This window comes from Paenibacillus terreus, assembly GCF_042138595.1.
Taxonomy (GTDB): Bacteria; Bacillota; Bacilli; order Paenibacillales; family Paenibacillaceae; genus Paenibacillus; species Paenibacillus terreus.
On record NZ_JBHIRX010000021.1, the window covers coordinates 1 to 26,646 of the forward strand.

The 26,646-nt window shown below is 45.2% G+C and carries 21 protein-coding genes and 2 CRISPR repeat arrays; of the genes, 2 read left to right on the forward strand and 19 right to left on the reverse strand.

What is annotated here, in order from left to right:
- Positions 1-122: 122 nt before the first annotated feature.
- The 4 genes from ACE5KN_RS26460 to ACE5KN_RS26475 all read right to left on the reverse strand — a co-directional run bounded on the left by ACE5KN_RS26460 (position 123) and on the right by ACE5KN_RS26475 (position 3,536).
- On the reverse strand, positions 123-518 hold the full coding sequence (locus tag ACE5KN_RS26460; protein WP_375527601.1) for a hypothetical protein: 396 nt from the start codon (positions 516-518) through the stop codon (positions 123-125).
- 62 nt (positions 519-580) lie between these two features.
- On the reverse strand, positions 581-871 hold the full coding sequence (locus ACE5KN_RS26465; protein WP_375527602.1) for a hypothetical protein: 291 nt from the start codon (positions 869-871) through the stop codon (positions 581-583).
- A gap of 1 nt (position 872) precedes the next feature.
- Positions 873-2,132, reverse strand: a complete 1,260-nt coding sequence (locus ACE5KN_RS26470) for a WXG100 family type VII secretion target (RefSeq protein ID WP_375527603.1) — start codon at positions 2,130-2,132, stop codon at positions 873-875.
- Between the two features lie 219 nt (positions 2,133-2,351).
- A CRISPR array of direct repeats spans positions 2,352-2,794; the repeat unit is 33 nt; unit sequence AATTTCAATCCACGCTCCTGTGTAAGGAGCGAC.
- A gap of 211 nt (positions 2,795-3,005) precedes the next feature.
- Entirely contained in the window at positions 3,006-3,536 is a 531-nt protein-coding gene (locus ACE5KN_RS26475) for a hypothetical protein (RefSeq protein ID WP_375527604.1), read from the reverse strand.
- Positions 3,537-3,672: 136 nt separating this feature from the next.
- On the opposite strand from ACE5KN_RS26475, the gene ACE5KN_RS26480 reads away from it, so the two are divergent.
- A complete protein-coding gene (locus tag ACE5KN_RS26480) occupies positions 3,673-4,023 on the forward strand; it encodes a helix-turn-helix domain-containing protein (protein WP_375527605.1) in 351 nt (116 codons plus the stop codon).
- 1,440 nt (positions 4,024-5,463) lie between these two features.
- Here the strand turns inward: ACE5KN_RS26480 and cas2 are convergent.
- Genes cas2 through cas3 form a run of 7 tightly spaced genes read right to left on the reverse strand, consistent with a single transcriptional unit; the run spans position 5,464 to position 13,414 of the window.
- Positions 5,464-5,754, reverse strand: a complete 291-nt coding sequence (cas2, locus tag ACE5KN_RS26485; RefSeq protein WP_375527606.1) for a CRISPR-associated endonuclease Cas2 — start codon at positions 5,752-5,754, stop codon at positions 5,464-5,466.
- 9 nt (positions 5,755-5,763) lie between these two features.
- Positions 5,764-6,795, reverse strand: coding sequence for a type I-C CRISPR-associated endonuclease Cas1c (cas1c, locus tag ACE5KN_RS26490; protein ID WP_375527607.1), 1,032 nt, complete (start codon positions 6,793-6,795; stop codon positions 5,764-5,766).
- Entirely contained in the window at positions 6,792-7,448 is a 657-nt protein-coding gene (cas4, locus tag ACE5KN_RS26495; RefSeq protein ID WP_375527608.1) for a CRISPR-associated protein Cas4, read from the reverse strand. Before cas4 ends, cas1c begins: the two co-directional genes overlap by 4 nt.
- Positions 7,438-8,298, reverse strand: a complete 861-nt coding sequence (cas7c, locus tag ACE5KN_RS26500; protein ID WP_375527609.1) for a type I-C CRISPR-associated protein Cas7/Csd2 — start codon at positions 8,296-8,298, stop codon at positions 7,438-7,440. Before cas7c ends, cas4 begins: the two co-directional genes overlap by 11 nt.
- 4 nt (positions 8,299-8,302) lie before the next feature.
- Positions 8,303-10,216 carry a type I-C CRISPR-associated protein Cas8c/Csd1 gene (gene cas8c / locus ACE5KN_RS26505; RefSeq protein ID WP_375527610.1) on the reverse strand — a complete coding sequence of 638 codons (1,914 nt, stop codon included), beginning with the start codon at positions 10,214-10,216 and terminating at the stop codon, positions 8,303-8,305.
- A complete protein-coding gene (gene cas5c, locus ACE5KN_RS26510) occupies positions 10,213-10,932 on the reverse strand; it encodes a type I-C CRISPR-associated protein Cas5c (RefSeq protein WP_375527611.1) in 720 nt (239 codons plus the stop codon). Before cas5c ends, cas8c begins: the two co-directional genes overlap by 4 nt.
- 37 nt (positions 10,933-10,969) lie before the next feature.
- On the reverse strand, positions 10,970-13,414 hold the full coding sequence (gene cas3, locus ACE5KN_RS26515; protein ID WP_375527612.1) for a CRISPR-associated helicase Cas3': 2,445 nt from the start codon (positions 13,412-13,414) through the stop codon (positions 10,970-10,972).
- A gap of 496 nt (positions 13,415-13,910) precedes the next feature.
- Positions 13,911-14,930: direct repeats of the CRISPR family, unit length 32 nt; unit sequence ATTTCAATCCACGCTCCTGCGTAAGGAGCGAC.
- A gap of 477 nt (positions 14,931-15,407) precedes the next feature.
- On the opposite strand from cas3, the gene ACE5KN_RS26520 reads away from it, so the two are divergent.
- Positions 15,408-15,947 (forward strand): copper amine oxidase N-terminal domain-containing protein, encoded by a 540-nt coding sequence (locus ACE5KN_RS26520; RefSeq protein ID WP_375527613.1) that lies wholly within the window; start codon positions 15,408-15,410, stop codon positions 15,945-15,947.
- Between the two features lie 23 nt (positions 15,948-15,970).
- On the opposite strand, the gene ACE5KN_RS26525 is transcribed toward ACE5KN_RS26520, so the two are convergent.
- The 8 genes from ACE5KN_RS26525 to ACE5KN_RS26560 all read right to left on the reverse strand — a co-directional run bounded on the left by ACE5KN_RS26525 (position 15,971) and on the right by ACE5KN_RS26560 (position 26,613).
- Positions 15,971-17,443, reverse strand: coding sequence for a hypothetical protein (locus ACE5KN_RS26525; protein WP_375527614.1), 1,473 nt, complete (start codon positions 17,441-17,443; stop codon positions 15,971-15,973).
- Positions 17,436-18,002, reverse strand: a complete 567-nt coding sequence (locus ACE5KN_RS26530; RefSeq protein ID WP_375527615.1) for an RNA polymerase sigma factor — start codon at positions 18,000-18,002, stop codon at positions 17,436-17,438. Before ACE5KN_RS26530 ends, ACE5KN_RS26525 begins: the two co-directional genes overlap by 8 nt.
- A 215-nt stretch (positions 18,003-18,217) precedes the next feature.
- On the reverse strand, positions 18,218-19,537 hold the full coding sequence (locus ACE5KN_RS26535; protein WP_375527616.1) for a DUF4179 domain-containing protein: 1,320 nt from the start codon (positions 19,535-19,537) through the stop codon (positions 18,218-18,220).
- A complete protein-coding gene (locus tag ACE5KN_RS26540; RefSeq protein WP_375527663.1) occupies positions 19,464-20,066 on the reverse strand; it encodes an RNA polymerase sigma factor in 603 nt (200 codons plus the stop codon). Before ACE5KN_RS26540 ends, ACE5KN_RS26535 begins: the two co-directional genes overlap by 74 nt.
- A gap of 613 nt (positions 20,067-20,679) precedes the next feature.
- Positions 20,680-21,186, reverse strand: coding sequence for a DinB family protein (locus ACE5KN_RS26545; RefSeq protein ID WP_375527617.1), 507 nt, complete (start codon positions 21,184-21,186; stop codon positions 20,680-20,682).
- A 786-nt stretch (positions 21,187-21,972) separates the two neighbouring features.
- Positions 21,973-23,292, reverse strand: coding sequence for a right-handed parallel beta-helix repeat-containing protein (locus tag ACE5KN_RS26550; RefSeq protein ID WP_375527618.1), 1,320 nt, complete (start codon positions 23,290-23,292; stop codon positions 21,973-21,975).
- Positions 23,293-23,629: 337 nt separating this feature from the next.
- A complete protein-coding gene (locus ACE5KN_RS26555; RefSeq protein ID WP_375527619.1) occupies positions 23,630-25,408 on the reverse strand; it encodes a DNA/RNA non-specific endonuclease in 1,779 nt (592 codons plus the stop codon).
- Positions 25,409-25,635: 227 nt separating this feature from the next.
- Positions 25,636-26,613: a hypothetical protein gene (locus ACE5KN_RS26560; RefSeq protein ID WP_375527620.1), complete on the reverse strand. Its 978-nt coding sequence runs from the start codon at positions 26,611-26,613 to the stop codon at positions 25,636-25,638.
- Positions 26,614-26,646 lie beyond the last annotated feature (33 nt).

The following is a 26,646-nucleotide window of genomic DNA, read 5'->3' on the forward strand; positions in this document are numbered from 1 at the left end:
CTGACGCCGGTAGAGTACCGACGCCAGTTTACCGCCTAGGGTCTTTTTTCAATGTCTACAAAATGGGGTCTTGACCAACTCTTCCTGGGGTTTTTAAAAACACTTGATCAGCAAATTAAAGGTTACATCATTATTAGCTTTGTCTTTCCTTCTAAATTAACGGTTTCCTTTCTCTCCCCATTCTCGTAACGGTAAGCTTGCAGTTTAACACTCACTCCATACTCGCCCGGATTCAATTCGCTATCTTCATAATTACATATATCATATAACATATGGTGGGGTTTTTCAGAAGAGATGGTTATTGTGTCTTTTTCCATTCCCAATCGGGATCTAATATATCCTCCGAAGACATCTTTGCCATCTTGTATAAGCAATATTTCTCTTAAATCAATTTTATCCGCGATTTCAATTTTATCTGTAGATGATAATCTTACCACAATAGGAATAGATTTTACATTCGCACGATATGTGTAACCATCTAACAGAAATACATCGAGCTTCCATTTTTCATTCTCCATTTTTATCCATCCACCGCCCTTACCTATATCCAGCCGTATTTGTTATCTCCTAATGGACAAATTTATACTGGTTCGATTGGAGTGAATTTAGGAACTTTCTTTGTATATTCTTCAACTGCATCAAATGGGATTATGGAAGCTTTTTCAGGTGCTTTTGTCCTTGATAAATGAATACCGTGCAGACAAGCATTACACCAGATATCCAAAAAACCTGTTCTTGACTGTATGTCTCCGACATATTGATAATCCACATCAAATTGGTGACAGTTTGGGCATTCAATATTTGTAGTATCTTGCACATCTGCTATGACAGCAGATAGCTTAATCCAATCCTTAAATTGAGATTCGGACATTTTATTTCTCCTTTCTGTTATAATACTCCCACCACGAATCCTCTGAGCCATAGGCCCCTTTCTCAAACTCAAGTAACATCTCCTGACCTTGGGGCTTACCAAATACTTTTGTTTGGTAAATATGAATTCTCTCGTGACCTAATGTTTTAACTAGATTTTCTTTATCACTAAATGCATCCGGATATAATATAATCTTATTTCCTTTCGGGTCAGCCCAACCGTATAAGCCCTTTCCAACTAATTCAGGGTCTCGAACTATTTCTATTTTTATATCCTTTAACCCTATTTCCGCATCTTTAGCTACATTTTCAACGTGTCTTAGTTGCATCGGCTCAGAGAGGTCCTTGAATGCTCCTGTGTTGGAAGTTCTGCGGTATAAAGCCTGTTCAAAGTCACCATTCCTCTTAGAAACTTTATCCTCCAGTTTATCCCGCCCATTGCTAATGGCATATTTTCCACCGTCCCCTAACTTTCCTTTAATACCTGTTCTTCTACCAAGAAACTGAACAGCCAATGTCGAGGCTGCTGTTCCAGCATAAAAGGCCGCACCCTGCTCCTCAAATTCTTGTTTTTCCGTCTCTACATATTCTTTTACCTGTTCCCTTGCGCCACCTGAGCCCCAAAGATAATTCCACCCGAAGGTTGCCCCACTCACCGCGCCCTCCACCGGTGCAGCAATCGCATCTCGTGCCATTCCACCAAGCGTCCCTACTGGGTCTTCTTCCATTTGTTCGCCAAGTTTAACTATGTCATCGCCCAATGTGCTGAGTGGTTTCCATGCCCCTTCGAAAAAATCACTAACATGGTCGCCGAACCCTTTCTCCGGTTCTTCCCTTGGTGGCCTTTCGGTAGAAGCATATTTATTATCAGGCAGCTCATTCAGTTGGGCAAAACTGGTATGCTCAGGCCCGATAGTTCCAAAGTCCGGTTTGAAAAAATCTCCAGCATAATCATGAATGCTCATCGTCCCAACGAGATCAGGAATTTGGACTATGCCCGAGTCTGCGTCAACAAACTTGTTCACAATGGAAACTAATTCATCTGCTGCTTTTTGGAGATTTACCGGGACCAAGCCAAGTAGCTTCGAATTCTCTTCATGCAGAGAACGGAACCTTCTCGCTGTGTCTCCCTCAAACTCATTCAACAAGGCAGTCGTTCTAGATAAGTTTTGCTCCAGTATGTATTCTAACTGATCTTTCCCAACTCTAAGCCTTCGAGCAACTTCCATCATGAGATCCGCAGGTATCTGTATTTTCGCCATGCCTACACTCCCATTTCCACTTTATAGAATTAAATTCTACTAAAATAGAAATTCAGGGCACAGCGGCATTAGGTCCAACTTTGATATGACCTTCGTGCTATCTTCCACAGACTTTCGCTTCATTTGACAATTCACTTTCACTTTTATGCATTTAAAAATTCAGGCTCCTGTAAATGGAGCGACGAAATAAGTTCTCTGTTGCAAAAGGCGGTGTTTAGTCATTTCAATCCACGCTCCTGTGTAAGGAGCGACTTCGTCTGTCTTACGTGAAAGTATGGGAGGCGGAAATTTCAATCCACGCTCCTGTGTAAGGAGCGACTTTCGATTAATGACAGCAATTCGTTGGCGATGTAATTTCAATCCACGCTCCTGTGTAAGGAGCGACCGACACGGTTTCGGGGGCAGGACTGTTGGGTGAGGTAATTTCAATCCACGCTCCTGTGTAAGGAGCGACACGACACCCATGCTTCCCACACTCCTTTTTGTACAAATTTCAATCCACGCTCCTGTGTAAGGAGCGACGATTAAGATTGATCTGAGGTGATTTAAAATGCGCGGTATTTCAATCCACGCTCCTGTGTAAGGAGCGACGTGGACCATATCAAGCCGGTTGCTGAAGGTGGAGACAATATTTCAATCCACGCTCCTGTGTAAGGAGCGACAGCGGCCAGTTAAGGCCTTATAGAACAAGGGATCGTCTAAGCAAAAGTGCGAACCCTTCATTTCTTTATTATATTCTTGCCATCATTACCCCGTAAATAGCCATAATCCTTATTGCACTAGCAAGTGCGAATCTCCCGGGAAATTCATGTGAGCTTGGGGTTCGCACCAGCAATTCATTAATGTGGTTTTTCTTCTTTTACATGAAGCTTTTTAGAAAATAGATTGATAGCGCTCTGAGGGGTTGTTCATAATTCTTGTTGAAAGTAGATATAGAATCTCATCAGTTCTTTTCAGCAAGCGGGTGACGTTTTTCTTCTTCATTTTAGAGATTTGGTCTCTCTCCAAGTGAGAAGTAAGATACTGAATGGTGCCGATGAAAATGACAACATCCAACGCAGGAGCAGATTCAGTATGCAGCAGGTGCAAAAGTTCTACCATAGAGAAAAATCTCTCCGGAAATGGTTTGTTGTTCTCTTTGATGTATAAAGCTTTGAGCATGGAGGTAATAGCCCAATCGCAAAGGATCAGGCTAGAAAGAGGCTGGTTATGATCACAAAAAATTAAGGATAATTTCATGTGATGGTGTGCAATATTGTGGAAATTAACAGATAGATCATAAAGGTATTGCGTTTTTCTTATTAATTCAAGATTATCTTGTTGTTCCGAAGGTGATATATTCATTCGTTGCAGCTCTTTGTGTCTTAAAGGCGCATACTTTACATAAGAGACATTGCTTTCCATAATCTAATTCCCCCCTAAGAATAAGGATAAGATTATTATACATACAATTGATACATATTAGTATCAATGATTTCAATCGACTAGTGTATGCTCTATAAAAACTTGTCTACACTTTTTAATAGTGAGGTGTAGATACATGAAGGATAAGGAAATATTGAAACTGGTAGGTGCCAGAATTCGTGTTTTGCGTAAAGAAAAAGATTTATCGCAGGAGACTCTTGGGGAAAAAGGAGGGTTTCATTTTTCATACATAGGACAGATCGAACGTGGCGAAAAAAATGTATCTTTGTTGAACTTAGCCAAAATCGCAGCAGCATTGGATGTTAATCTAATTCAGTTATTCACCTACGTAGATGAAGATCCAAAGATAGTCGAGTCTGATGAAGAAATTATAGAAATTGTATCTATCCTCAGAAAATCGAATCCGGAGAAAATACACTTAGCCCGCAATATAATTCGGGAGATTATGGGCACGGAAAAAGACTAAGTGATTCCATATAAAATCTAATAAACCCGCCTGTTCCTCATTATGGATAGGCGGGTTTCCCTATAAATTACCACCTCAAACCTATAACGCGAATGGAGAGAGAATCTCCCCATTCGCGCCCTTCGTTAGGAGTGGCGCAACTATCGGGACACCCCCGGTATCCTCAGGCCATGCTTGTGCCTAAGGAGCGACCTCCTTTGGTTTTGCGGCATAGCGCCATCAATCGACTACTTCAATCCACGCTCCTGCATAAGGAGCGACAGCGATTTAACGATGGAACCGGCCGTCATCTTAACATTTCAATCCACTCTCCTGCGTAAGGAGCGACATCCCACCAGTCCAACCTAATGCCGTAGTCCGCAAGATTTCAATCCACGCACCTGCATAAGGAGCGACTCACAATGGCGTCGATCTTGGCATTCCCGAAGATTTCAATCCACGCTCCTGAATAAGGAGCGACTGTCAAAAAAAAATGGACATCTTAGCAGCAATGCTAGATTTCAATCCACGCTCCTGTGTAAGGAGCGACACGGGGGCCAAGACGGCCAGCAGTGAATTGGATATTTCAATTCACGCTCCTGTGTAAGGAGCGACTAGGCGAGTTACTTCCCTGGAATCTCTCGCTATTCGTATTTCAATCCACGCTCCTGTGTAAGGAGCGACATAGCTGCAGGGTTTACTATCTTCGGTAAGGCAGATATTTCAATCCACGCTCCTGTGTAAGGAGCGACCGCTGTATTCGCAATAGGAGGCGTCATAGTCGCGTGATTTCAATCCACGCTCCTGTGTAAGGAGCGACGCCGGTTGCGGGGTCGATGCCAACATCCAAGATATTTCAATCCACGCTCCAGTGTAAGGAGCGACTTTTCTAATATCTCACAGTCCCGTTCGAAAATAGTAAATTTCAATCCACGCTCCTGTGTAAGGAGCGACTACCATTTCCTGAGCTGTTGCTCCCGTAGCTACTTATTTCAATCCACGCTCCAGTGTAAGGAGCGACTCGTGAAAGGAGGAATCTAAACCATGGGAGCATTTATATTTCAATCCACACTCCAGTGTAAGGAGCGACTGGAACAAGTCCACATCGATGACATGAGGGACAATCGGATTTCAATCCACGCTCCAGTGTAAGGAGCGACACAAATGTGTATTGCAGGGTTCGGAAAAATAAGCGATTTCAATCCACGCTCCAGTGTAAGGAGCGACGAAGCTTTGAATTTATGAGTCCGAAAGAAAGCACATTTCAATCCACGCTCCAGTGTAAGGAGCGACAGCGATTTTTAGCCAACAAAAGGAATTAATACCTCCTGTTGGCTAAAAATCAATCTATATCTTTCAAAATAAAAACAAAGGAACAGTATCCAAACAAATTATATTACAATATCTGTAATAAAACTGGTGCGAATGACCCGGGGTTTTTATGGGAGCTTCATATTCGCACTACAAGATTAATGGGCCTTCTATATCAATCGATTGTTTGATACCCACATGCTCAACCTTGTTCTTGTAATTGTTGCCTAGCTGATAGAATCGCAAACTGTCTTCGGTCGGATCAATGACACTGTTCAGCTTGATTTTCAATTCGGCAAATTGAGCCGCGTCAACGATACACTCAAAAACTGAATTTTGCACCCGCTGTCCATAATTTTGGCATATCTTCGATACTCTTCGCAGCCTGCCCTGCCCCGCACTACTCAATGTACTTACATCGTACGTAATTAATATCAACACTTACTGCACCTACTTCCATAAAAACGGAGGGTATTCATCCAGGTCATTACGCAAATGACGCGCCAATAGCAAAGCCTGCGCGTGTGGAACCAATCCCCAAGAGATTTTTTCACCCAGATATGGGTGGGTTATTTTTTCCTGCTTCTTGGTTTGCCAAGCTACCAAAAACGTTTTCCTGGCTTCAGGAGTCATAATAACAGCGCCATTTTCTTTTTGCAGAAAATCTTCCTTCTTCACGAGTTTCTTGTTGATTAACGATAACACAAACTTATCCGCCAGGACGCCACGAAGTTCTTCCATAAGGTCAAGTGCCAAGGATGCACGACCGGGCCGGTCTCGATGAAGAAAACCCACATAGGCATCCAATCCAACCGCTTCCAGTGCGGATGCGGTATCATGTGCCAGCAAAGTATAAGCCAGAGAGAGCATGGCGTTTACGTTATCCAATGGCGGCCTGCGAGAACGTGAATAAAAATAAAAATCTTCCTTTTGCTGCAATATCATTTCATTAAATAATTTGTTATAACTGACAGCTGCTTGACCTTCAAGCCCCCTTAATCTGTCCAACTGCTCACATTCTCTTATCTCATAAATCAGAGAAGATAACTGCTTGCTGGTTTCTTTGAATTGTGCAACATCGATCCGTAACGGATACTCTCTCGTCATGCGCTCCAGCATCCATTTCTGATTGAAGATTTTGGCCAGAATAAAGTTTCGTGCAATCCTGGCAGATAAGGTCTCATTATCGGACATGATATATTGCTTTTTTCTTAGCACTACATTTCCCTTGCTTTGCCCAATCACTCTGGCCAGAAATCTACCATTCATACTTAGAAACATCATGGAAATATTATTCTCTGCACAATACCCCATCAGGGCAGGGCTGGCTCCCGTATAACCGAAAGCCACAATCGATTCCAGGTTATGCAACGGTAACCTGCCCATTTTCTCCTGCTCCTTTGTGAGCACGATATTATCTCCATCCAGCGATAAATAAACCGATGGCTGTGTGATGTATAACGTATTTAACAGCTTCTTCATTCTTTTATTTTCCCCTCAATATAGCTTTTCACCGATTGCTTGTTCATCAGCTTGGGCAAACAAATATCTTGAAGAGAACAGCTTTTGCAAAATGTTCCGGTTTTCACTTTGGGAGTATGTCTGCGGCGGTAATAATCCTGCATTTCTTTCACAATCAGCTTTACCTTATTCTTAACTTCGGAGGTCAGCTTCACTTCAACTCTGTGTTTGATTTCATCATAGAAAAGATACCCGGTAGATACCTCACAGAGCAGCATTTCCTCCAGGCAGACTGCCTGGGCTGCCAGTTGCAGAACATCGGCATCATTCAGCTTCGGTTTACCTCGTTTGTATTCGACGGGAAAAGCTATATATTTGCCCTCCGCACCGCTGATTTCAACGCCATGTTCATCTTTTACAAATTCAACGACATCACAAATACCTGCAATCCCCAGTTCAGCCGATCTTACAGGCAAAGCACGGACGACAAGCTTGTCGCCCCGCTTTTCTCTTGTAAAAGGTTGATCGGCGTTCCGGTGGATATACTGGCCCTCAATCGTTCTGACATTTTCAGCCCACTGCTGTTCGATGTGGATTAACGCCCATTGCCGTTTGCAAAATTCAAAGTGCTGAATACCAGAGAGCATTAGTTCATCTTCTTCATTAACGGCCATCGATATCCTCAACTTTTAGCCCTTCCAGTTCATTTAAAGCAATATCATAATCCTCTATTCCTTTAGGCTCCTCCACTTTAGAGGTAACTGACAAAGAACGATGCACTTTGGCGGAAGAGTGTTGCCCCAATTTGGAAGCATGCTCCCACCAAAATACTTTATGTACCTCCATGCTACCCTCCGGTCTGGCGGAAGAAGCGTCATTTTCAAACAAGGTAATCAGGCTTTCCTTAATCTTTGCTGCGTCTTCGTTCGTGAACCCTGTTTTCTCTGCCATCTGCGTGTTAATGCTTCCATAGAATACATACACACCAAAATCAACGCGGTGCTTCATCCCCATCGTATCCGAACCTCGGTCTTTCCCAGGCTCTGAATTGACGCTTTTTGTAATCTGCACGCTTGTAATGTCAATCGGATCAACGCTTGTTGCGGTATGGATAGATACGGGACCTCTGACGCCTACCGACACACCGCCTCCTTTATCTCCCTTAAAGGCAAATACCTGTCCAAAGCTGCGCACGTCAAACCAGGTTTCACAGGCAATTTTGGCAAACTCTTCACTTGAGCTGGTCTTACTCTTCAAAATTTTATCCAGTTCAGGATTCGCATCTACTCTCTCTCTTAAACTGCTAAATGCATCCGTTTTCCGGTCATTCGACTGAACCAGAATCGCTTCTCCCATATCTTGCAGACGGTTCCTAATTTTCCGTTTTAAGGCTACATCCGAAATTTCACCGTATCCGTCGTAGTTTTGGCGCGGGCGGTTCCCATTCAAAGGGTCACCATTCGGGTTGGCTTTCCTTACAGATAACACAACGGCAAAATCAATTTTATGATCCAAAGTAGACATATGATTACTCCTCCTCTTGTACTGTTTCTATTTGTAATACGTCGTTGGTTTGGCTCTTGTTGTTATAAAGCTCATGACGCTGGCTGTAAAATCCGAGCAGATATTTGCCGGATAGCGATTTATTGTTAAAGTCTTTTATCGAAAGTTTCGAAGCAACTTCATCGATCAAACGCGAATAATAGGCAGCTTTGGTCCCAAGTCTCGCCTGATGCGGTTGTAATGCCGTCTGAATAGTCTTCCAGGTTCTTTCGGGATATCTGGAAAAAGAATTCATATAACGTATTGCGTTGGTGGCACGCTTCTCGTCTCTCCCTAGCGCGTTTCTTTCCAGGACATCGGCAATCGCCAGCAATCTCCCAAACAAATAATCCCGATCATTGGTTTCCGTATCCAGCGGCATACCTATCCCCTCCTGCTTATTAATCAATGCGCATGTAATACTTAGCGTTTTTTCCCATTCCCATGGCTCCATGGCAACCGGATTCGACGCCCGCTGAATCGCACTGCTTACAATATCCTTTGGAATTTTCTGACCATCCACGATACAGGGAAGCATTCGTTCCATTAATCCTTTGACAACCTTTTCGTTAACCCTCGGCCCGTAAACGGCAAAAGCTATGTCCTTCGTCGCAGGTGCTCCAAAAAATTGCACAGTCTCTCCCTGCTCGTTTTTCCGGTAACGATGAACCCACACACAGGTTGAGTGCCAATCTATGAGCTTTCTCAGATATAACATTTTGTCCATGTCCCGATAATAGAGCACGGCAAGACGGCCCGTCGTCGCGGAGTCAAGAACCAGAATATTCACCTTGGACTTGGAATCAGGGTTTAACTTATTAGTATAACCGCTCAGCGCTTTGGCTACTTCACTTGCAAACTCTTCGTTGGTAAAGCTCTTTTTCACTTTCTCGGCATCCGGCTCTGGGTCGAAAGAATAGAAATCCTCGGCAATATCTGGAATATCAAGCTCATCATTTCCCCATATTAAAAAAACACGCTGATCGATTGTTTTGCCCTGACGATGAATGAGCCATTTTAAGGCATTGTGGGCTTTCTGGGACACTTCATAGCTGATACTTGCCGCATCCTGGCTCTTTGTAAAACGTCCTCTAAATGTAAAACCACTGGTGTCATTCGCGGATATAAGCTTGGCCTTGTCCGCCGCGTTTCTAATTTTGTTGGCGTGCCTGTCCGTGCTCGGCAGCTGCTTCCCCGTCACGTAACAGTAGTCAACTTCCCCTAACTGATGGCTATAGTATTGAATAAATGAATCGTACACTTCAGGGTCTTTCCAGACCTTAGTGAGGATTTTATCCGGCGAGTAGACATTAAAGCGGATGAACGCACTCTCCTGATCACCGGTGACTACGCTGAATATCGATGGTTTCTGACCATACATTTTCTCAAATTTGCTGTCCCATTTATCTATAAGCTTGTTGTACCCATCCAGATATAGAATTTTCCACTCTACCAGATCCTTGATCAGCTGCCGCTTGCTTAAATAGGCATAAATGCTTTTCACCTTGGCACAAGCGTAAGGTGAATTTGCCCATTCCTCCAATTGCTTGATATAAGCTGCAAAGGGCTCTTCATTTTTGATCTTGCCTCCATAAGCAACGAAATCCCCGGCTACGTAACTCAATTTATCGTGCAACGGATAAGGCGCAACCTTGGAACCGGCACGGCTGGCTGATTCTTCCGTACAAGGGATGAACGTGCTCCGGTCCTCCTTGTTGGTGATAACTTCTGCAGAATGGAATTCACCTTGCTCGGTAATTTCAACAACGATATGCGCATTTTGTGTTGTATGAGCGACAGGCAGCAATGTGTATTCCCTGTTGTTAGATGTTTTTTCTATTTCTCCGACGCGGTCCAGGTTAGATTCGTAGGTTTCAAACAAATTCAATAACCAGCTCATGGCCTCTCCCCCGCTCCCAGTTCGGCTAACAGATCGTCTGCCAGCTGGAGATTTTGATCGCCAAATAACTTAGGCTTCATATCCGAGATTTTCCGAACCCGGGTACATTCTTCCGGCCTTATGAATTTAATGATTCCCTGTTGCATCACCGGGCTCCAAAGCCTGACTTCCATCTCGTTTCTGCCAGTTTCATCCGGATAATTGATGCCATGCACCATGTTTCCTAAAGGAATTTCAGGATACGAATCATAGAAGCCTTCTTCTTTGCCGAACTCGCAAGGCTCGACGTAAGCCTGACATTCTCTGGCCCCTAAAAAAATATCCCGTCTGCCCCCAGCTTGCAGGCTGCGTTTCAAAATGCTGTAATGCTTGCCTTCGTTGCGGTCATGCGCAAGCTCCGGCCGATGCATGTTAAATTCAAAATGAGCGCGCACTTCATAACAGACATCCTTCAAATATGTATAGTTGGCAAGAGTATTGCCACCTCCATAATCAATCGGGCGAATGCCTTTAGATTCCATGCGTATAGGTTTCATTACTTTAAGCTCATCTACAACCATGATTAAGGTGGGTTTCCAGTAAATGGACTCCACTATTCCTTTTAAAGCCTGATAGGTAGGGACGCTATAGGTTAATTTCTCCCCGCCCAGCTTGGTTAAAGGATCTGTAAAGAGAGCATACTTCCCGTAAACTCTAAACTCTATCCCCTTGCTCATATACAGCCTCCTCTCATTTAATGAAATCATAAAAAGATTAGAGCATGTATAAATCCATCGGACTATCATTTTCAAGGTTTAGCCCATATTCTTCGTGATAGGCTCCCTCTTTCAATGCCAGGATTTTTCCATCCAAATAGGCAACCAATCCGTCATTTTGACTCAAATTATCTTTTTCATATGGGTATATATTAATCGTGAATCTCTGTGCTTTACGCAATAACAGTGTAAGGTCTTCAATACTTTGCTGCCCGTTTAAGGCCGTAATAATTTCTTTGCCTTCTCCATAAGGAACGATGACAGAGGTCGTATGATCTTCTATGACTCGAAAATACTCAGCTGCGGTCCTATAACTATTAGCCAAGAACAGAGGCGGACGTGACCCGTGCTCTCTGCAATAAGCCTGATAATACGAATTTTCTTTCTTATTAGCTGATAACAGCTCAGTCATTTCTTTGTTCAGTTTAGGTATAAAATAACTCAATCTGTCTTTAAAATCCGTATAAAACTCCCTGAAATATCTTGTCATGGCTTGTGCAGAAAGGATGCTTCCTCCATGAGTGCTTTGATCCCGCCGCAAGTCTAACAGTATTTTGTTTGCAATCTCTTTCCCTCTTGCGATTTCTTTCAGATATTTCAAGTTTTCTTCCTCATGATCGATGACATATACCTGCTGCACACCATATTCGCCATGACGATTGCATCTGCCAGCCGCTTGTGCGATCGAATCCAACCCGGCCAAGGAACGAATTACACATTTAAAGCTTACGTCAACACCTGCTTCAATCAACTGGGTGCTGATACATATGACAGGTTCTCTGTTTTCAAGATGTTTTTTTACATTTTCCAATATATGATATCTGTGAGTCGCGCACATCGAAGTACTAAGATGATATACAGGGGTGGTCATGGCTTGCTCTTGTAGATAAGTGTATAAATTTCTTACAACCGATTTTGTATTAAGGACGATCAGAACGCTCTGAACCTCTTGGACTTTTTCCATAACAAAGTCAGCCAATGAGACGTTATCATACTTCTCTTTTGTTGCCCGGTCGACTATGTCCACCCTTTTAAATGCAATTGCCACCTGTTCCAGGTTATGAATCATTTCAGCTTCAGGCTCAATGTTCAATTTATCCCGAACAAAGTCCAATGCAGGTTGAGTCGCGGTACAAAGAACAATGCTGGAATTTGCGGAAGAGCTTAAAAAATTGACGGCTTGATTAAACAAAGAAATACATGAAACGGGCACCTTCTGCACTTCGTCAAAAATAATAACCGATTTACTTAAATTATGAAGACGTCGGATATTTCTGCTCCCATCTGCATAAAACACATTCAAAAACTGGACCATGGTCGTGAAAATGATTGGAGCATCCCAGTTGTCTTTGGCCAGCTTTAATCTTTGCCTCACATTCATTAAGCCATCCTCATGCTCATCATCTTCGCTATCCTCCTCAATCACATTGGAGTGATGTTCAAGAATACGAGCCTCATCCGCCAGGATTTTGCGCACTTCATCAGAATTTTGTTCAATTATGGTTGTGAATGGAATAACATAGATAATACGTTGTTTGTCGAATAGCTGAGCATGCTTTAATGCATATCTTAAGCTTGCCAGCGTCTTCCCGCCGCCTGTTGGGATCGATAGAGTGTAGATTCCTGACGACTTTTCCGCAAACTGCGCACATTGATCCGACATTTCTCTTCTTAACAAATTGATCGGGGATTGTGCGTCCTCCCGCCCGGCAAACGAATTAATCTTCTCCATCAATCTATCGTAATAGGTATGGAATAAGTCTGCGGCATTTATAGATTCATATGTTGTATTCTCTTCAAAACAACGGGTATTGGTCCGATCCGCATCCACCAGAGCGCTAAATATAAATTTAGTCAGCATCATCAGCGCATGCTCTTGATTTACGGAGCGATTACTTTCAAGATAAGCTCTCAATTCGGCGACCGCCTGATCGATATATGCATCAAATGCTTCTCTGTCCATGACGGATTCATGAAAGCGAGTCTTGGTGTCTTCAAACTCCCTCAAATCCTTATCACTTACGCGCCGCAAATATGGCGATTCAAGGTCCGGACCAATGTAGTCCTGAAGGTAGGAATGATGGGATATGATCGCATTCCCTGCTACCTCCGCTAAAATAACCCGATAAAGGATTTCTTCTTTGCTTGAACTATTTTTTTCGGAATTATGAAGTAAATAAAACAGATATTTCCCCCCAGCGGTAGAGTGGTCCACGCTGCCCTTTTTCGGAGGCTGGTCAGGGTGATTAACAGCCATTAGTATGTAATTCTTAAATTCTTCCGTATACTTCCCCATATCATGCAGCATCCCGGCGAGTCCGGCAATATGGGAAACCCCTAATTTACCGCCAAATGATTCTGCAAGAGCTTGTACGCCTAATAAATGCTCTGCAACGCTCTGTACCTGCTTATCAGACTCACGAATATGCGCAATGTATTCCAAATACGCTCTCCTTTCAATTCATAGGATTATACCTACCTTCTAAAATTAACTAAAACGACCAGTTGCAAAAAAGTATAGCTTACTCAAAAGTTTGAATAAGTTCTAGGCATTTAAACATGTGACTTAATACTTAGAAGGTTAAAAAATATGACTTAAGAATCAGATTTATAGCCCATTATACTATCAAATTCCACTTTTTTCATTCAATTCAAACAAAAAATTTGGAAATAAAGCAAAAAGATTATTGGCATCTAAGGCACAGCAAGCGCAAAAGGCTTCTGAAAGAGAGAACAAGTTCAATCCAGGCTCCTGCGTAAGGAGCGACTGCAGACATCCTTCAGACCGCCGTTGACCTGCTCCTCATTTCAATCCACGCTCATGGATAAGGAGTGACGCTTACAGACAAGATCATGGCAAGCAGCTATAAGATTTCAATCCACGCTCCTGCGGTAAGGAGCGACGTAACATCTTCGACTACTCCAGCGAGCACCGGCATATTTCAATCCACACTCCTGCGTAAGGAGCGACACGCGGCCGAACAATGGCCTCCTCTGGCGTGATCTCATTTCAATCCACGCTCCTGTGTAAGGAGCGACCCCTCAAAATACAAGACGGTACAATTTATTTAGGATTTCAATCCACGCCCCTGCGTAAGGAGCGACGACGGAATCAGCGGCGTACAGGCTGGTCTGGGTATTTCAATCCACGCTCCTGCGTAAGGAGCGACGGAATGTAAGGGAGGGGAATATATATGTCAACTATTTCAATCTATGCTCCTGCGTAAGGAGCGACAGCTGGTCGGTCCTCATCGGTGACCCATAATGCATTTCAATCCACGCTCCTACGTAAGGAGCGACGGAATGTAAGGGAGGGGAATATATATGTCAACTATTTCAATCCATGCTCCTGCGTAAGGAGCGACAGCTGGTCGGTCCTCATCGGTGACCCATAATGCATTTCAATCCACGCTCCTGCGTAAGGAGCGACGGACTTATTAAACGTTCTTGAAGCGGCGTACTTATTTCAATCCACGCTCCTGCGTAAGGAGCGACTGGAATTGACCTCAATACCCAAGGCTCCATTGCTAAATTTCAATCCACGCTCCTGCGTAAGGAGCGACCAATCAAGGCCCGGGTGCATCTGCTCGGGATGATATTTCAATCCACGCTCCTGCGTAAGGAGCGACCCGTGCCGCTGTTAGCTGTCAGCTTGACGCGCTCATATTTCAATCCACGCTCCTGCGTAAGGAGCGACATGCTTCGATGGCTCCCGGCATCATCTTGTTGATATTTCAATCCACGCTCCTGCGTAAGGAGCGACGTCCTAAACAAGGCATGGCACCGTCCGCGCAAAGATTTCAATCCACGCTCCTGCGTAAGGAGCGACACCAGATACACCATTAAAGCCGGGAGACCGAGTATTTCAATCCACGCTCCTGCGTAAGGAGCGACTTGTTTTCCGATCTTTCGAGGATATTCAGACCAATTTCAATCCACGCTCCTGCGTAAGGAGCGACAGCGGTCAATTAAGGCCTTGTAGGATAAGGGATTATCCTTGCAAAAGTGCGAACCTTTCATTTCTTTATTATATTCTTGTAATTATCTCTCGGTAAATAGCTAAAAACCTTTGCCACATCAGCAAGTGCGAATCTCCCAGGAAATTCATGTGAGCTTGGGGTTCGCACCGGAGTCTGAGTATCGTTAGAATACTAGTTAATGACCGATCGGATAATCTAAACTCAGAGACATTCTTATTCAAGAGATAATATAAATCGAAATGGAAGCATATCTGTGTTCATTTCTTCCATAATTCTTGCCATACCATATAAGCGATCATCACCTTGAGCTATAAAAATGGGTATGGTACATTAACAATAGGGCTGAAGAAGTGACCTCACAGGTGCCGACCTATGAGTGGGTCACTTCTTCTTTTTATCCTCTTAATCTTTCTGTTGATCGCTCTCGAAACTAATGAATTGCGGAGGTTCATAACCATGGAACAATCTTTTAAAATTCCAATGCTCTTCATCACCAGCAGCTGCTTATTGTGGTTATCCGCCTCTACCGCTCCCACCGCTTATGCCGGAGAGGCTTCACTAGTGACTGAATTTCCAATATCCGAGAATACCGGTAGTGTCGTCACCGGAACTACCAAAGACATCAAGGGCCAAACAGACTTCAGCGTTAGAATCGTTAAAAATGGAAATGAAAAGGAGAACGAACCCGCTTACTTGGTTACCGGACATGGCTATCGGTTGCTGCCGCTTAGAGCTGTCGCTGAAAGTGTCGGCTTTACCGTGATTTGGAATCAAGGAACCCATTCAGCAAAGGTCAGAAAAGGCGCATCCTGGACAACGGTGCAAAAAGATACAGACTACTACCAGTACAATGATATGGAACCGATCTCGCTTGGCATTGCTCCAGTTATAATTGACGGCTCGCTTTACGTGCTGGAGGACTTTTTTAGCGATGTTCTGAAGCTTTCCGTTGAGTTCGAGCCAGAGGCCGATGCCTTGATCATCAGCCAGAAATAAGTAAAGAGATTAACAGCAATCCGTCATTTTAAATCAATGTCCATCTCTTTGTTCAGCGGAACAGCTCTCCGCTCGCTCACCATCTCGATATCATAGTCATCCTGTTTTGGCGCCATAATGGATATCTCATATTCCTCCTGCCCATCCTTCACTCGAAGCTTTCCTTTCCGGTAGCCTTCCTGTTCCACGTACAGCTTTTGGTACAGCTCATGGTTACGCAATACCTTAGCCTCGTAGGATGGAATGCTGAAGCTTACGCCTTGGCGGTTGTCGGGACTTTGTTTGATTTTTAAATTTAACATGCCGTCCTTGTAATCAGCATCGGTAATGGTCATTTCCTTGCCCTTGAATGAAATGGTTTTGGGCAGTGCTTCGTTCATCGATAAGCTAAAGGAGCCAATCTCCGACACTTCCAGCTCATCGATATGGAGGGTCAGTTTTTTGAGCGCATCATTAAAGTATGGAGAAGAACTAAAGACCAGCCTGATTTTACCGGACTCATATCGTCCCTCCTCTTCATCCAGCGGCAGATAGGTATCCAGCGGATATCTGTTTCCTTGATCGTCAGTGAGATTGATGGTTGGCTCTGCCAGCTGTGTTTCCAGGAGAAACTTATCCATGTTATTCAACTGCAGATCAACGAAGGTATTGATCGGTGTGACTTTGACCTGATCAACGGTGAGCGTCTGAATCTCGGGCACGCCTTCCACGTCAAGGCTCTGATGAACCACAAATGTCCGGTCTTCTTTCCACTGGGACTTATCGAATTTCACGCTGATTTCATGCTTGTCCGGCGAGTCTGTCCCGTTCTGTTCATAAAGGGCGAATTTCAATTCCGACGGGTTCTTCCTCAGAAATGCATCCACCTCCTGCGGTGTGACTGCGATCTCCGAGGTGTCCACCAGAATCGGCTCCTTTGTGTCTTCGTCGAAAATCACGTCCTGTGCCCCTCCCCCTTTCCCCGGAAAATCGAGGCTTACCGCATGGAAGCTCGCCCACGGATCGACATAGCTCCCGTCAGAATCGGTAATCAGATGATTTTTAATTTTATCCGAGCGGACAAAAGTCTTATAAATCAGTTTGTCGCTTGTCAGATACACATCCCCTATGCTCACCGTTGCGTCTCCAATTTGGTACACTTCGGGCTCAGAAGGTTGATAGTTATGCAGCTGCGCATTCTGCACGCCGTCGCTGTCGCGCTTGGAGCTGAGCCACTCGGAAGCGGCAGCAAATCCGGGAATATTGTTCATCACGCTCGCAAAAGCCGGGGACACCTGGGCGGTAAGCAGACTGATTGCAACGGCGGCAGTACAGCCGGCTGCAAGACCTGTATAAAGCATGCTTCTCCGCGGACGTCTTCTTTTTATCGATGTGCCCGCTGCATGCACAGTAATGTTTTGGGCAAAAGTATGGAGCGATTGCGGCGCCTCGAATTGATTCAAAGTATGCTGAAGCTCTTCCATAGGGGCATTCTCTTCAGTGGTATGTTTACACATTAAAGCTCACCTGCTTTGGGTCTAATTTTTGATTCAGTTTGAGCAGCTTTGTTCTGGCGGTGTGAAGTCTTGATTTTACCGTGCCCGCCTTGACACCAAGCACTTCAGAAATTTCCTCAATGGACATTTCCTGATAATAATAAAGCACAATAACCGTACGGTGGCGGATGTCCAGCGACATCACCTGGCTCAGCAGCCGGGTGTTTTCTTCTTTTCGCAGCAGGGATTCCATCGGCAGTTCCTGTCCATCCGCAGGCTCCGCCCCCTCCAGATCGCCCGTCCGTTGTACCTGCTTGGCGCGAGCCCGGGCCAGATCCATTGCCCGCATTGCAACCAGCTGTCGAAACCAGCTGCCGAAGCTGCGAATCTCTTTCCCGTTCATAATGGCCTGATAGGCTTCAATCATGCCATTTTGCACGGCATCCTCCGCCAAGTGGGTTGAATACAGAATAGCGACCGAAGTGCTGTATACCCGATTAAGATGGGGTTTTACGAGCTCATAAAAAGCATTCCTGTCCCCGTTCAGGCACTGCTGCATCCAATGCTGTTCGTCATGCATCTGTGATCACTTCCTAAGTTTTGGTCTATATAAAAGGCGAAATGGAAGCTGATTCGGTTCATTTTTTGCAAAAATAGAAAAAGGACGGTCCGCCAACCGTCCCAGCACAACTGCCTGGAAGGGTTTACTCCTCCAAGCAAATTTATCGTGGTACAAGAAAACTTCCCACTCAAGGTGTCTTGAAAATACTCAGCGATTGCAACAAACCTATGATTTTATTTTTTCTCGCCTACAGGAATAGATACTACCTTGTCATAGGTTTTAATGTAATGGAATCCGTCCAGCAGCAGGTATTCCGGCTTCTCCTTTGTGTTAAAAGAATACGTATTCTCCCACAGAATGTTGCCGTTCTTCAGATCCCACGGACGTGATGCAGAAATGGATGATACAGGGACAACGCTATCGCCCGCTTGAACAGATAAATTTTCCGTGTCCAGGATAGTAAATTGTTTTCTGGCGATCACGATATCATAGCCTGTGTCGGTTTTGGTGACGCTTCGGATCCATAGCTTTTCATTGCCGATTTTAATGGATTGATCTGATGGTGCGGCCAAGGAGATAGCTTTGTCTACTTTCTGATATCCAGGGAAATCTTGGAGTACAAGTTCAACGGTTTCCACCTTGTCTGTCGGAAGCACATCAAAATCAAGCTCAAATCCCGGGATGCTTTCTTCCGTGAAACGATCCCCCCGCATTCCCCATGATTTTACCTCTGTTCCATTCACATAAAGCTTTGTTGTGCCTGAAAATCTTGGGTATCCCTCGTAATCCATTTCATAATGTCCCTTCACGATGGTTGAGGTTGGTGAAGCCGTAATGGAGTCATAATAGACGGTTCCTTGATCGACAGAAACGGATTTCGAAATGTCCTCTTTAAGCAGACTCTTCATCGCTCTATTCGCTTCAAAATTGAAGGAGATGGGATATAATGCCCGTTCCCCATTATCCAGCCACTCGCTGAATGTAACGGTTAATGTTCTGGAGAATGGACTAACCGGGTCGAATTTATATACTCCCTCAAAATGGGTCTCATCTTTGCTATGATTGCCGCTGCCTTCTTTCGGGGATGAGTCCGTCAAAAAACCTTGTATTTTATTTACGCCATAACGGAATGAACCATTGTTATCAAAGATGGAACCTGCCGGTCGGTCAATCGTGTAATACATGAGCAATCCGTTATCGTCTGCAATGACACCGTTAATGGTAATGACCGTGCCGTCATCAAGCGTTTTGCTTTGGTTGACGATTTGCCCGTATCCTTGCTCTGCCAGTTCGGCAAAGTTTAGAGAGCTCAGCTCAGCCGTATTAAATAACTTACCTCCATAATAAGCAAATGCAGGATATTGATAAGTTCCGACGATCAGCAGGAGTGCTGCGGCTGACGATGCAATCCAGGTCACTGCTCTATTTTGGTTTCTTCGCTTAACAGGAACATTTTCAAGCGCATTTCGAAGTCTGCCCTCAAGATCTGACGGTGCCTTTACGGTACGCATCATCTGTTTGTGCTCCTGTAATTTCTCCTCGATCGTTTTCATAACGATCACCTCCGATCATGGCTTTCAGTTTTTGTATGCCTTTTGAGATTCTTGATTTGATGGTGCCAACTGGTGCACCGGTCATGTCCGCAATCGTCTGATACGCCAGATCATGTACGAAGCGAAGTTCGATGGCTTCCCGCTGCGGATCATTCAGATGGGAGAGCAGCACCTGCATATCCATCTCGGATTCCGTATGGAGATATGGATTATCGTCTGTCAGTGCAGCAAGTGCTGGTTCCCGGTCATGTTCCAGCAGAAGTAATTGTTCCTTTTTGCGGAGCATGGTTTTGCAACGATTGACGAGAATGGTTTTGCTCCAGCTGTAAAAGGCTTCGCCTTTTCGCAATTGATCCAGCTTTTCATAAACCGTAACAATCATGTCCTCCATGGCATCCATGGCGTCATGTTCATTTTTCATGTAGCTGTAGGCAAGACGATAATAAGCGTCCTTATCAGCTAGAATTAGTTGTAATAAAGCATCCTTGTTGCCTTTTTGGGCTTGTTTAACAAGACGGCTTACATTCAAGCTCCCACCCCTTTTCATAGATAAGAGATCGCAGAGGTTATTAAAGTTCATTATGTACACAAAAATTTCCGCAACCAAGTCAAAATAGAAATTATCCATCACTTGTGGATTGCGGAGATCTCCTGTTTACAAGCTCAATAAAACGTCATGGTCTTGAGGTATAGAAACTGTTATGGTATTCTAAAAATAGAAATAAGGACCGATGGCCGTCGGTCCCCAGCACAACAGCTTTGAGTGGGTTAGCCCTCCAGGATTTAGAAGTACGTCTGAAAAGTGACCCTCACAGGTGCCAACCTTAGAGTGGGGTCACTTTCGTTTATCGATGTAAGTGAGTAACGCTAGCAGGAATATCCCGAAGGTTAAAACTTCACCAAACGAAATGTTCATTCGCACCACCTCCTTTCGGAGGATGCGCCCACTCAAGGTGTGTTGTACATCTATCATTATAGCATTTAGGATCGTAAAAACGTCATAATTTTTCTGATTTTAACAACGTAAAAACTGCAAACACGACAGCTCGCACCAAGACTAGAGCACTGTTAGAATACTATTCTTACAAAAAAAAGCCTGCCGCTTCACTAGGAGCGACAGACTTTTTTCATTTCTATCAGCACTACGAGTTGGCTTGCGCCGCCCTCATGGCAGCTGTCTCTTCCTCGTTAGGCCCGTATACGCCCGGTGCCGCCAATCCCGCCTGACGCATCAGAATAGTGAGTTGACCGCGATGGTGAATCTGATGACGAACGAGCTGATTCAAGACATCAGCGACAGTCATATCATATACCCCGAACACCTTGATCATCTCAGGTAATTTTTCGTCTTTATCCGCCCAATTTGCACTCAATTCTGCAACTGCGGCCTCGCAGACGCGGCGGTACGCTTGTGCGATCGCTGATGCGGAGCCTTGCTCAGGGGTTGGAATCTCCTGCTGAAGCCCGATCTGAACCAGAAAAAAGGGCACGCTCTGCACAATGTGCCACGCAATCTCACCAATCGTACGCGGCTGCGCGTCCGACACCGCCTGGTTCAGTGAAGCGTCCGTCAGCTTGTCCAGCACTTGCAGTGTTAGCTCGGCTTCCTGCTTCCAATCGTTCAGAAATCCGTTGATGGTCGTATACATTCTTCATACTCTCCTCTAATTGTGAGATATTCAATACACTTAACTTCCCTATTCCATATAACCTTTAGATAGGCTTGCCTTTTTATTATAACGGGATCAGAAAGATGTTTTCAAAAAGCCGTTTCATCCTGTTTGATGAATTAATTTATAAGGACGGTCCGCCAACCGCCCCCAGTACAACAACTTGAGTGGGTTCACCCCTCCAAGCAAGATTTTATCGTGGAAGAAGTGACCTCACAGGCGGAAACCTATTATATAAAAAAACAAAAAAACTGCACAAACAAATAATTAGCAAGGACCTTTCTAATCGGTAAAGGTCCTTTTTTTTCGTAACTATATCATTCTGTTCTTTTCTAACAAAACAAATATTGCCCACAGTTCTGCAAAAGAGGTTTTTGACAAACTTTGCCGAAATCCTAACTCCCGTTAATATTGCTGATAGTGCCGTGACTAACGATTCCACCAGCAATAGTTCAGAGACTTGGGTAGCCATTATTGGTATTCTATGCTGGATTTCAATAAGCCTATCATTACCAGTAAGCATCCTGGTCGGGTTTATCGGCAGAAATGAAATAATAAACGGCTGCATGAACTGCGGCTTCAAGTGGGCCCCTGCCAAGAAAAAATAAAAACCTAAGGGACCTTCCCTGCAGTGAAGGTCCTTTTTCAGCATAGCCAAATATTCAATTCACCCATACAGAATAGAACCTCTCCATACCTTTTTTTATTTTTTACCGCCGCAATCCCTGCTTGTCCCAGACTAAGCTTATCGTTCTGCTTATCGCGTTACCGTGCTCCAATATTCGTACCTGCGGGAGTCCCCGCGCCGATCAGGTCGCTGCCTGAAGCCAGCTTCAGGAAATTGCCGAGACTAAATGAGCCATTGCTGTTGCGTGTGATTTGCTGCGGGTCCATGCTTACAAAATCGGCGGCGCTGGCGGTCAGTCCCTTGGCGTTTGTGCTTTTTTTGTTTTTCCACCACACATTGGAGCCGTCCGTATCCGTTCCGCTGGTCTTGTCGCTGGCTCCGCCATCGAATGACAGATTGTTGGTGAAGATATGGGTGCCCTTATCGAAGGCAAAGTTGCTTTCCCCGTTGTCCCAGGAGGTGTTGTTCGTCATGGTGATGCTGCCCGGATTGCTGTTATAAGTAAAACCATGCTTCTTGTTCTGGAAAGCGATGCTGTTCTTCACGATGTGGTTGACTGCGATCTTGTCCCCGCCCAGCTTGAAGCCATTGCCGTCACTATCCGTGGTGGAAGTACCGTCCGAGGTTTGTCCATTATGATGGGCTACACTGTTCAGGATGGTGACTTGTCCGATGGCTCCGGTCTCTGATTTGGTATACAAATCCCAGCCATCGTCCACATTGTACGCAGCTACACAGCCGTTGAACACATTGCCAGGACCTACGGTCAGCTTCGCTGCGAATCCGTCCGCGTCTTCACCGTTATCCGGATCATAGTTATCATGGGAATAGGAGTTAATAATCTCGTTGTACTTCGGCCATTCATCAAAACCCGCCGTGGATGCATAACGTCCAAGCTGCAGACCGGTATCACGGTTGTGATGGGTTTCCACGTTCTCAATCCGGTTGTAGTTACCCGCGATATAGATGCCATTGTCCCCAGCGTTTTTCACTTCAATACCATTTACATACCAGTAGCTACCAAATAACTGCAACCCTCTGTTAGCTGAATTAAATTCTTGAGCGGAGAAATCAAAGACCGGCTTCTCACCGTTGTAGGCCACGAGGTTTTTACGTGAGCTGCTCGTTCCACTGTTATCCCGTCCAATTGTCACAGTAGATGAATAAGCATAATTTCCCCCTCGAAGATAAATCGTGTTTCCGGGCTGGACAAGTGTGAGCGCGTTTTCCAGGGTAGTAGGGCTGGCAAGTGTGCCGGGATTGGATGCTTTTCCATTAGGCGCGACATATAGATCACCTGCTGCCAGCGTTCCGGCTAAGACTTCCTGGTAGGTATCATTTGCCACGGAAGCTTCTTCGGCAGTAGAGACAGGTGCCAGGAGATAAGCGGATAAACCCAAAGACAGAACAGCCACAAACGCAGACTTGCCAAAGCCAAACGTCTTTACATTACTCATTCGCTATTCCTCCTACTAATTTAGATGATTGATAAAACAAGCAAAAAAAGATGGTTTCTAAAAAAACTGCCCCTAGTGCCTCCTCTCCCATAAATTTTTAAATACCGTAGGCTTTTACCAGGATGTAACATCATTCTAACCAATGTTAACGTTTTCATCAAGGGTTTTTTCCAGATTTTAATCATTTTTATGATCAAAATTACATATCTAACCTCCGCTTTACATTTCCTCTATGAATAAATCTACCTTCTAAGCAGATATAAAGATTCAGAGATTCAATTAACAGCACCTGAAAAAAAGAGACCTGCTTCTCCAGAGAAGCGGCCTCCACATCCTTTTACAGCACAATATCTCCCGGCCCGTTAATCACCCGCTGCACCGCGGCCTCCTGCCCATGCAGAGGATCTTGCTGCTTCAGCTCCCCGAAGCCCAGTCCGGTCAACTCTTCGATCTGCTGGATCGGGACTTGATACGTTTTGTATTCGCCGAAGGCAAACTCCAGATCGTCGATGAAGCTTTTTTGGCTGAGCAGATAGGCGGTGGCGGACAGCTTGCCGTCCGTCTTCACCATCACGGCCACTTTCCAGAATTCCGCGGGAATCCGTACTCCACGGTACTCAATGTCATCCTCCCGGAACACCGGTCCGGTAAATACACTCACCTTGAGATTATGCTCGTCTGTATTCCGCAGGATGTAATCCTCCAGACCAAGCCAGATCTGCTGGTTCAGCTTCTTATGCTGCGGGGCGGCATTGGTAAAATGGAAGGTATCCTCATTCGCCTCGGCAGCACGTTCACCCCAGACCGGATCACGTCTGCGCACCAGATGTCCGCGGTCAATGTCCGGATGCTCGTATACGGGAGGCCCGCACTGATATTTCCGGTCCATTCGGGGATCGAACAGCCAGCGGTCGCTGCGGCCGATGTCCCTCAGCTGGCTGCCATCGATATTAACAGCTGTATAAAACGCAAGCTGCCGCGATTTGTTCATTACGACCGAAAAATGGGTATAGTTCAGAATATGCCCACCGTTTATCAGTGGAGCGATGTCCTCCTCAAGATCGCTGCGCAGGGCTGGATGCGGCACCTTGTAATTCGAACCCAGAAACTCGGGATCATAACCTGTGGAATGCTCATACCATTCTAGTCCTAGCTCTTCAACCGTCTCGGCAGCCTGCCCGGATATGTCCAAATGGTGTATGACCTGATCCACAAGCCGCCGCTGCTCCGCATTTAACTCCGCTCTCTTTTGCCCAATCCTCTGCAAAATGCTGCTAATGCGCACACCTTCATTCGCAATGAACACGGAGCTGTCATTCGGATCTGGCACACCCGCATGGTGCAGGGCGGCCACTATCCATTGGTCATTAAAAACAGGCGATCCGGACGATCCGGCCTGCGTATCCGTGGAGTAATGGATAAAATGCTCCAGCATGTCGGTCACGCGGTTTTCACGGATAGCTACCATTTTCGGCGCCCCCTGCGGATGCTGGATGATGGATACATATTCGCCCTCCAGGATTTTACCGGGCTCACTGTACAGCTTTAAATAACCGAAACCGTTTAGCGGCGTTCCGTCTGACGCTTCCTCATCCACTGCAACCAAGGTGAAATCCAGCTCCGGATCGGTCAGAAACAGCCGCTTAGGGGCAAAATTGAAGCTTTTCATCTGCCGCTGCTTGAAATGCAAATCCAGCTCATAGTTGAACTGTGCCACACTGTACAGCGCATCATCCTCATGGGACAGTACGTGGTTATTGGTAAGCAGCAGCGATGGAGACACCAGGAAGCCTGTGCCGTAACCTGCCACTCTGCCGATATGATCCCTGACCTCAATCCTGCAAACGGATTTGGCCGCCTGCAGGCCTGCCTCAAGGTAAGACACGGGGAACAGGTCGTCATTTCCGATGACCCGCTCCAGCCCTAGTCCGTCCCGCGGATCAATGGTGGCCTCCCGGACAGCGATCCTGTCCGGTGAGGCAGCCTCCACGGGGTTGCCCGCCTGCATACGCATGGCGGCCTTCTTCCGCTCTCCGCTTCTGGCCTCGTACCTATCGAAGGCGGCCTGCTGCTGCTGCTCATATGTACTTTCCTGAAGCAGCCATGGTTTCGGCATACTCGCTCCTCCTATCTTTTTATGTGTAAAAAATGCCACCCTGTTAATGATATGTATGAAAATTCGTTTTATAATCCGGGCACCTGAACATGAGGGTGGCAAAAAAGGCATGTGTATTTGATTTACACATACCTTTTTTCAATAAAATTGAAACAACTTTGCTGTTTTTTGCTATCTTCCCATCCGCGCCGGGGTCCTGAAGAGTTTTATGCTGATCGTTCTGATATTTACTCACTTCTAATCCATCTGTCGACCTGCTCTGCCACCTTGGGATGGTTCAGGTAGCCGAAAAAGTTATGCGCGTTGAATTTTCCGCATTGATCCTTCCAAAACGTATAGATCGGAGGTAAATCGTCAATGGCGCCCACCAGCTTTTCATGAAGCATCTTACGGAAATCATCCCGCACCGTTTGATCGTGGGATATATAATCATCTACGGCACTGATGTTAATCCAATGCTCAATATTTTTCGGATATCGGCCGTCATCAGGCTCGTCCGAATCATAAAGTCCCTCTTTAACGGCAGGTTCACCCAGCGGATTTCCCAGAGTGAGCCAAACCTTTATCTTTTTGTTCCATAGCTCCTTGTATTCACTCATACGTGAGAACTTCCATAAGACATCATAAGACACCATGCAGCCCATGCTGTGAGAGAGCAGCATAACATCTTCATCGCATCTTAGAGCTTTGGCGAGAGGACACTGCAGACGTTCACGGATTTCCGAACCCACTACCCTGCTGTCTAAGTAGGAACCGAGATCAGGCAAAAAACGTTTGATGGCTCTATTGCTCATTCCGAATATTGATAAAACAGGACTGAACATGCTTGCCGCGTTATCCTTCAGACGCTCACCCATCTGATCGGCGACCAGTTTGTCGTAATCTTCACTCGTATGCTCCGCAGTAGGCCTTTGTATCAGCGTTTCGAGATCTTTATCGTAATAACCGCGCCTTACATACCACTGTCCGTTTTCTTCTTCCATGATATACTTGAGCCTGCAATGACGCTGAACCAGCAGCCTGTTGTTGATATCCCCATAGTAGACAAATGAAAGTTTTATACTGTTATTTCTGATCTTGTCCGCCGATTCCTCATTCACCCTTTGAAGTCCAGCTATCAGCGCCTTCTCCACCAGAGCTTTCATTTCCTCACAGCGGGGCTTCTTATCTCTTCCGTGAATGATGACCAGGTGCTTGCAAGCCATACTCAAACTCCTTCTTTCTGTCAGTTGGTTCAT

Excerpts from the sequence above, each read along its gene's own strand:
- cas8c (WP_375527610.1), bottom strand. The coding sequence starts at position 10,216 with ATGAGCTGGTTATTGAATTTGTTTGAAACCTACGAATCTAACCTGGAC.
- ACE5KN_RS26465 (WP_375527602.1), bottom strand. The coding sequence starts at position 871 with ATGTCCGAATCTCAATTTAAGGATTGGATTAAGCTATCTGCTGTCATA.
- ACE5KN_RS26535 (WP_375527616.1), bottom strand. The coding sequence starts at position 19,537 with ATGAAAACGATCGAGGAGAAATTACAGGAGCACAAACAGATGATGCGT.
- cas1c (WP_375527607.1), bottom strand. The coding sequence starts at position 6,795 with ATGAAGAAGCTGTTAAATACGTTATACATCACACAGCCATCGGTTTAT.
- ACE5KN_RS26560 (WP_375527620.1), bottom strand. The coding sequence starts at position 26,613 with ATGGCTTGCAAGCACCTGGTCATCATTCACGGAAGAGATAAGAAGCCC.
- ACE5KN_RS26520 (WP_375527613.1), top strand. The coding sequence starts at position 15,408 with ATGGAACAATCTTTTAAAATTCCAATGCTCTTCATCACCAGCAGCTGC.
- ACE5KN_RS26545 (WP_375527617.1), bottom strand. The coding sequence starts at position 21,186 with ATGTATACGACCATCAACGGATTTCTGAACGATTGGAAGCAGGAAGCC.
- cas7c (WP_375527609.1), bottom strand. The coding sequence starts at position 8,298 with ATGTCTACTTTGGATCATAAAATTGATTTTGCCGTTGTGTTATCTGTA.
- cas5c (WP_375527611.1), bottom strand. The coding sequence starts at position 10,932 with ATGAGCAAGGGGATAGAGTTTAGAGTTTACGGGAAGTATGCTCTCTTT.
- ACE5KN_RS26555 (WP_375527619.1), bottom strand. The coding sequence starts at position 25,408 with ATGCCGAAACCATGGCTGCTTCAGGAAAGTACATATGAGCAGCAGCAG.
- ACE5KN_RS26475 (WP_375527604.1), bottom strand. The coding sequence starts at position 3,536 with ATGGAAAGCAATGTCTCTTATGTAAAGTATGCGCCTTTAAGACACAAA.
- ACE5KN_RS26530 (WP_375527615.1), bottom strand. The coding sequence starts at position 18,002 with ATGCATGACGAACAGCATTGGATGCAGCAGTGCCTGAACGGGGACAGG.
- ACE5KN_RS26525 (WP_375527614.1), bottom strand. The coding sequence starts at position 17,443 with ATGTGTAAACATACCACTGAAGAGAATGCCCCTATGGAAGAGCTTCAG.
- cas4 (WP_375527608.1), bottom strand. The coding sequence starts at position 7,448 with ATGGCCGTTAATGAAGAAGATGAACTAATGCTCTCTGGTATTCAGCAC.
- ACE5KN_RS26460 (WP_375527601.1), bottom strand. The coding sequence starts at position 518 with ATGGAGAATGAAAAATGGAAGCTCGATGTATTTCTGTTAGATGGTTAC.
- ACE5KN_RS26550 (WP_375527618.1), bottom strand. The coding sequence starts at position 23,292 with ATGAGTAATGTAAAGACGTTTGGCTTTGGCAAGTCTGCGTTTGTGGCT.
- ACE5KN_RS26480 (WP_375527605.1), top strand. The coding sequence starts at position 3,673 with ATGAAGGATAAGGAAATATTGAAACTGGTAGGTGCCAGAATTCGTGTT.
- ACE5KN_RS26470 (WP_375527603.1), bottom strand. The coding sequence starts at position 2,132 with ATGGCGAAAATACAGATACCTGCGGATCTCATGATGGAAGTTGCTCGA.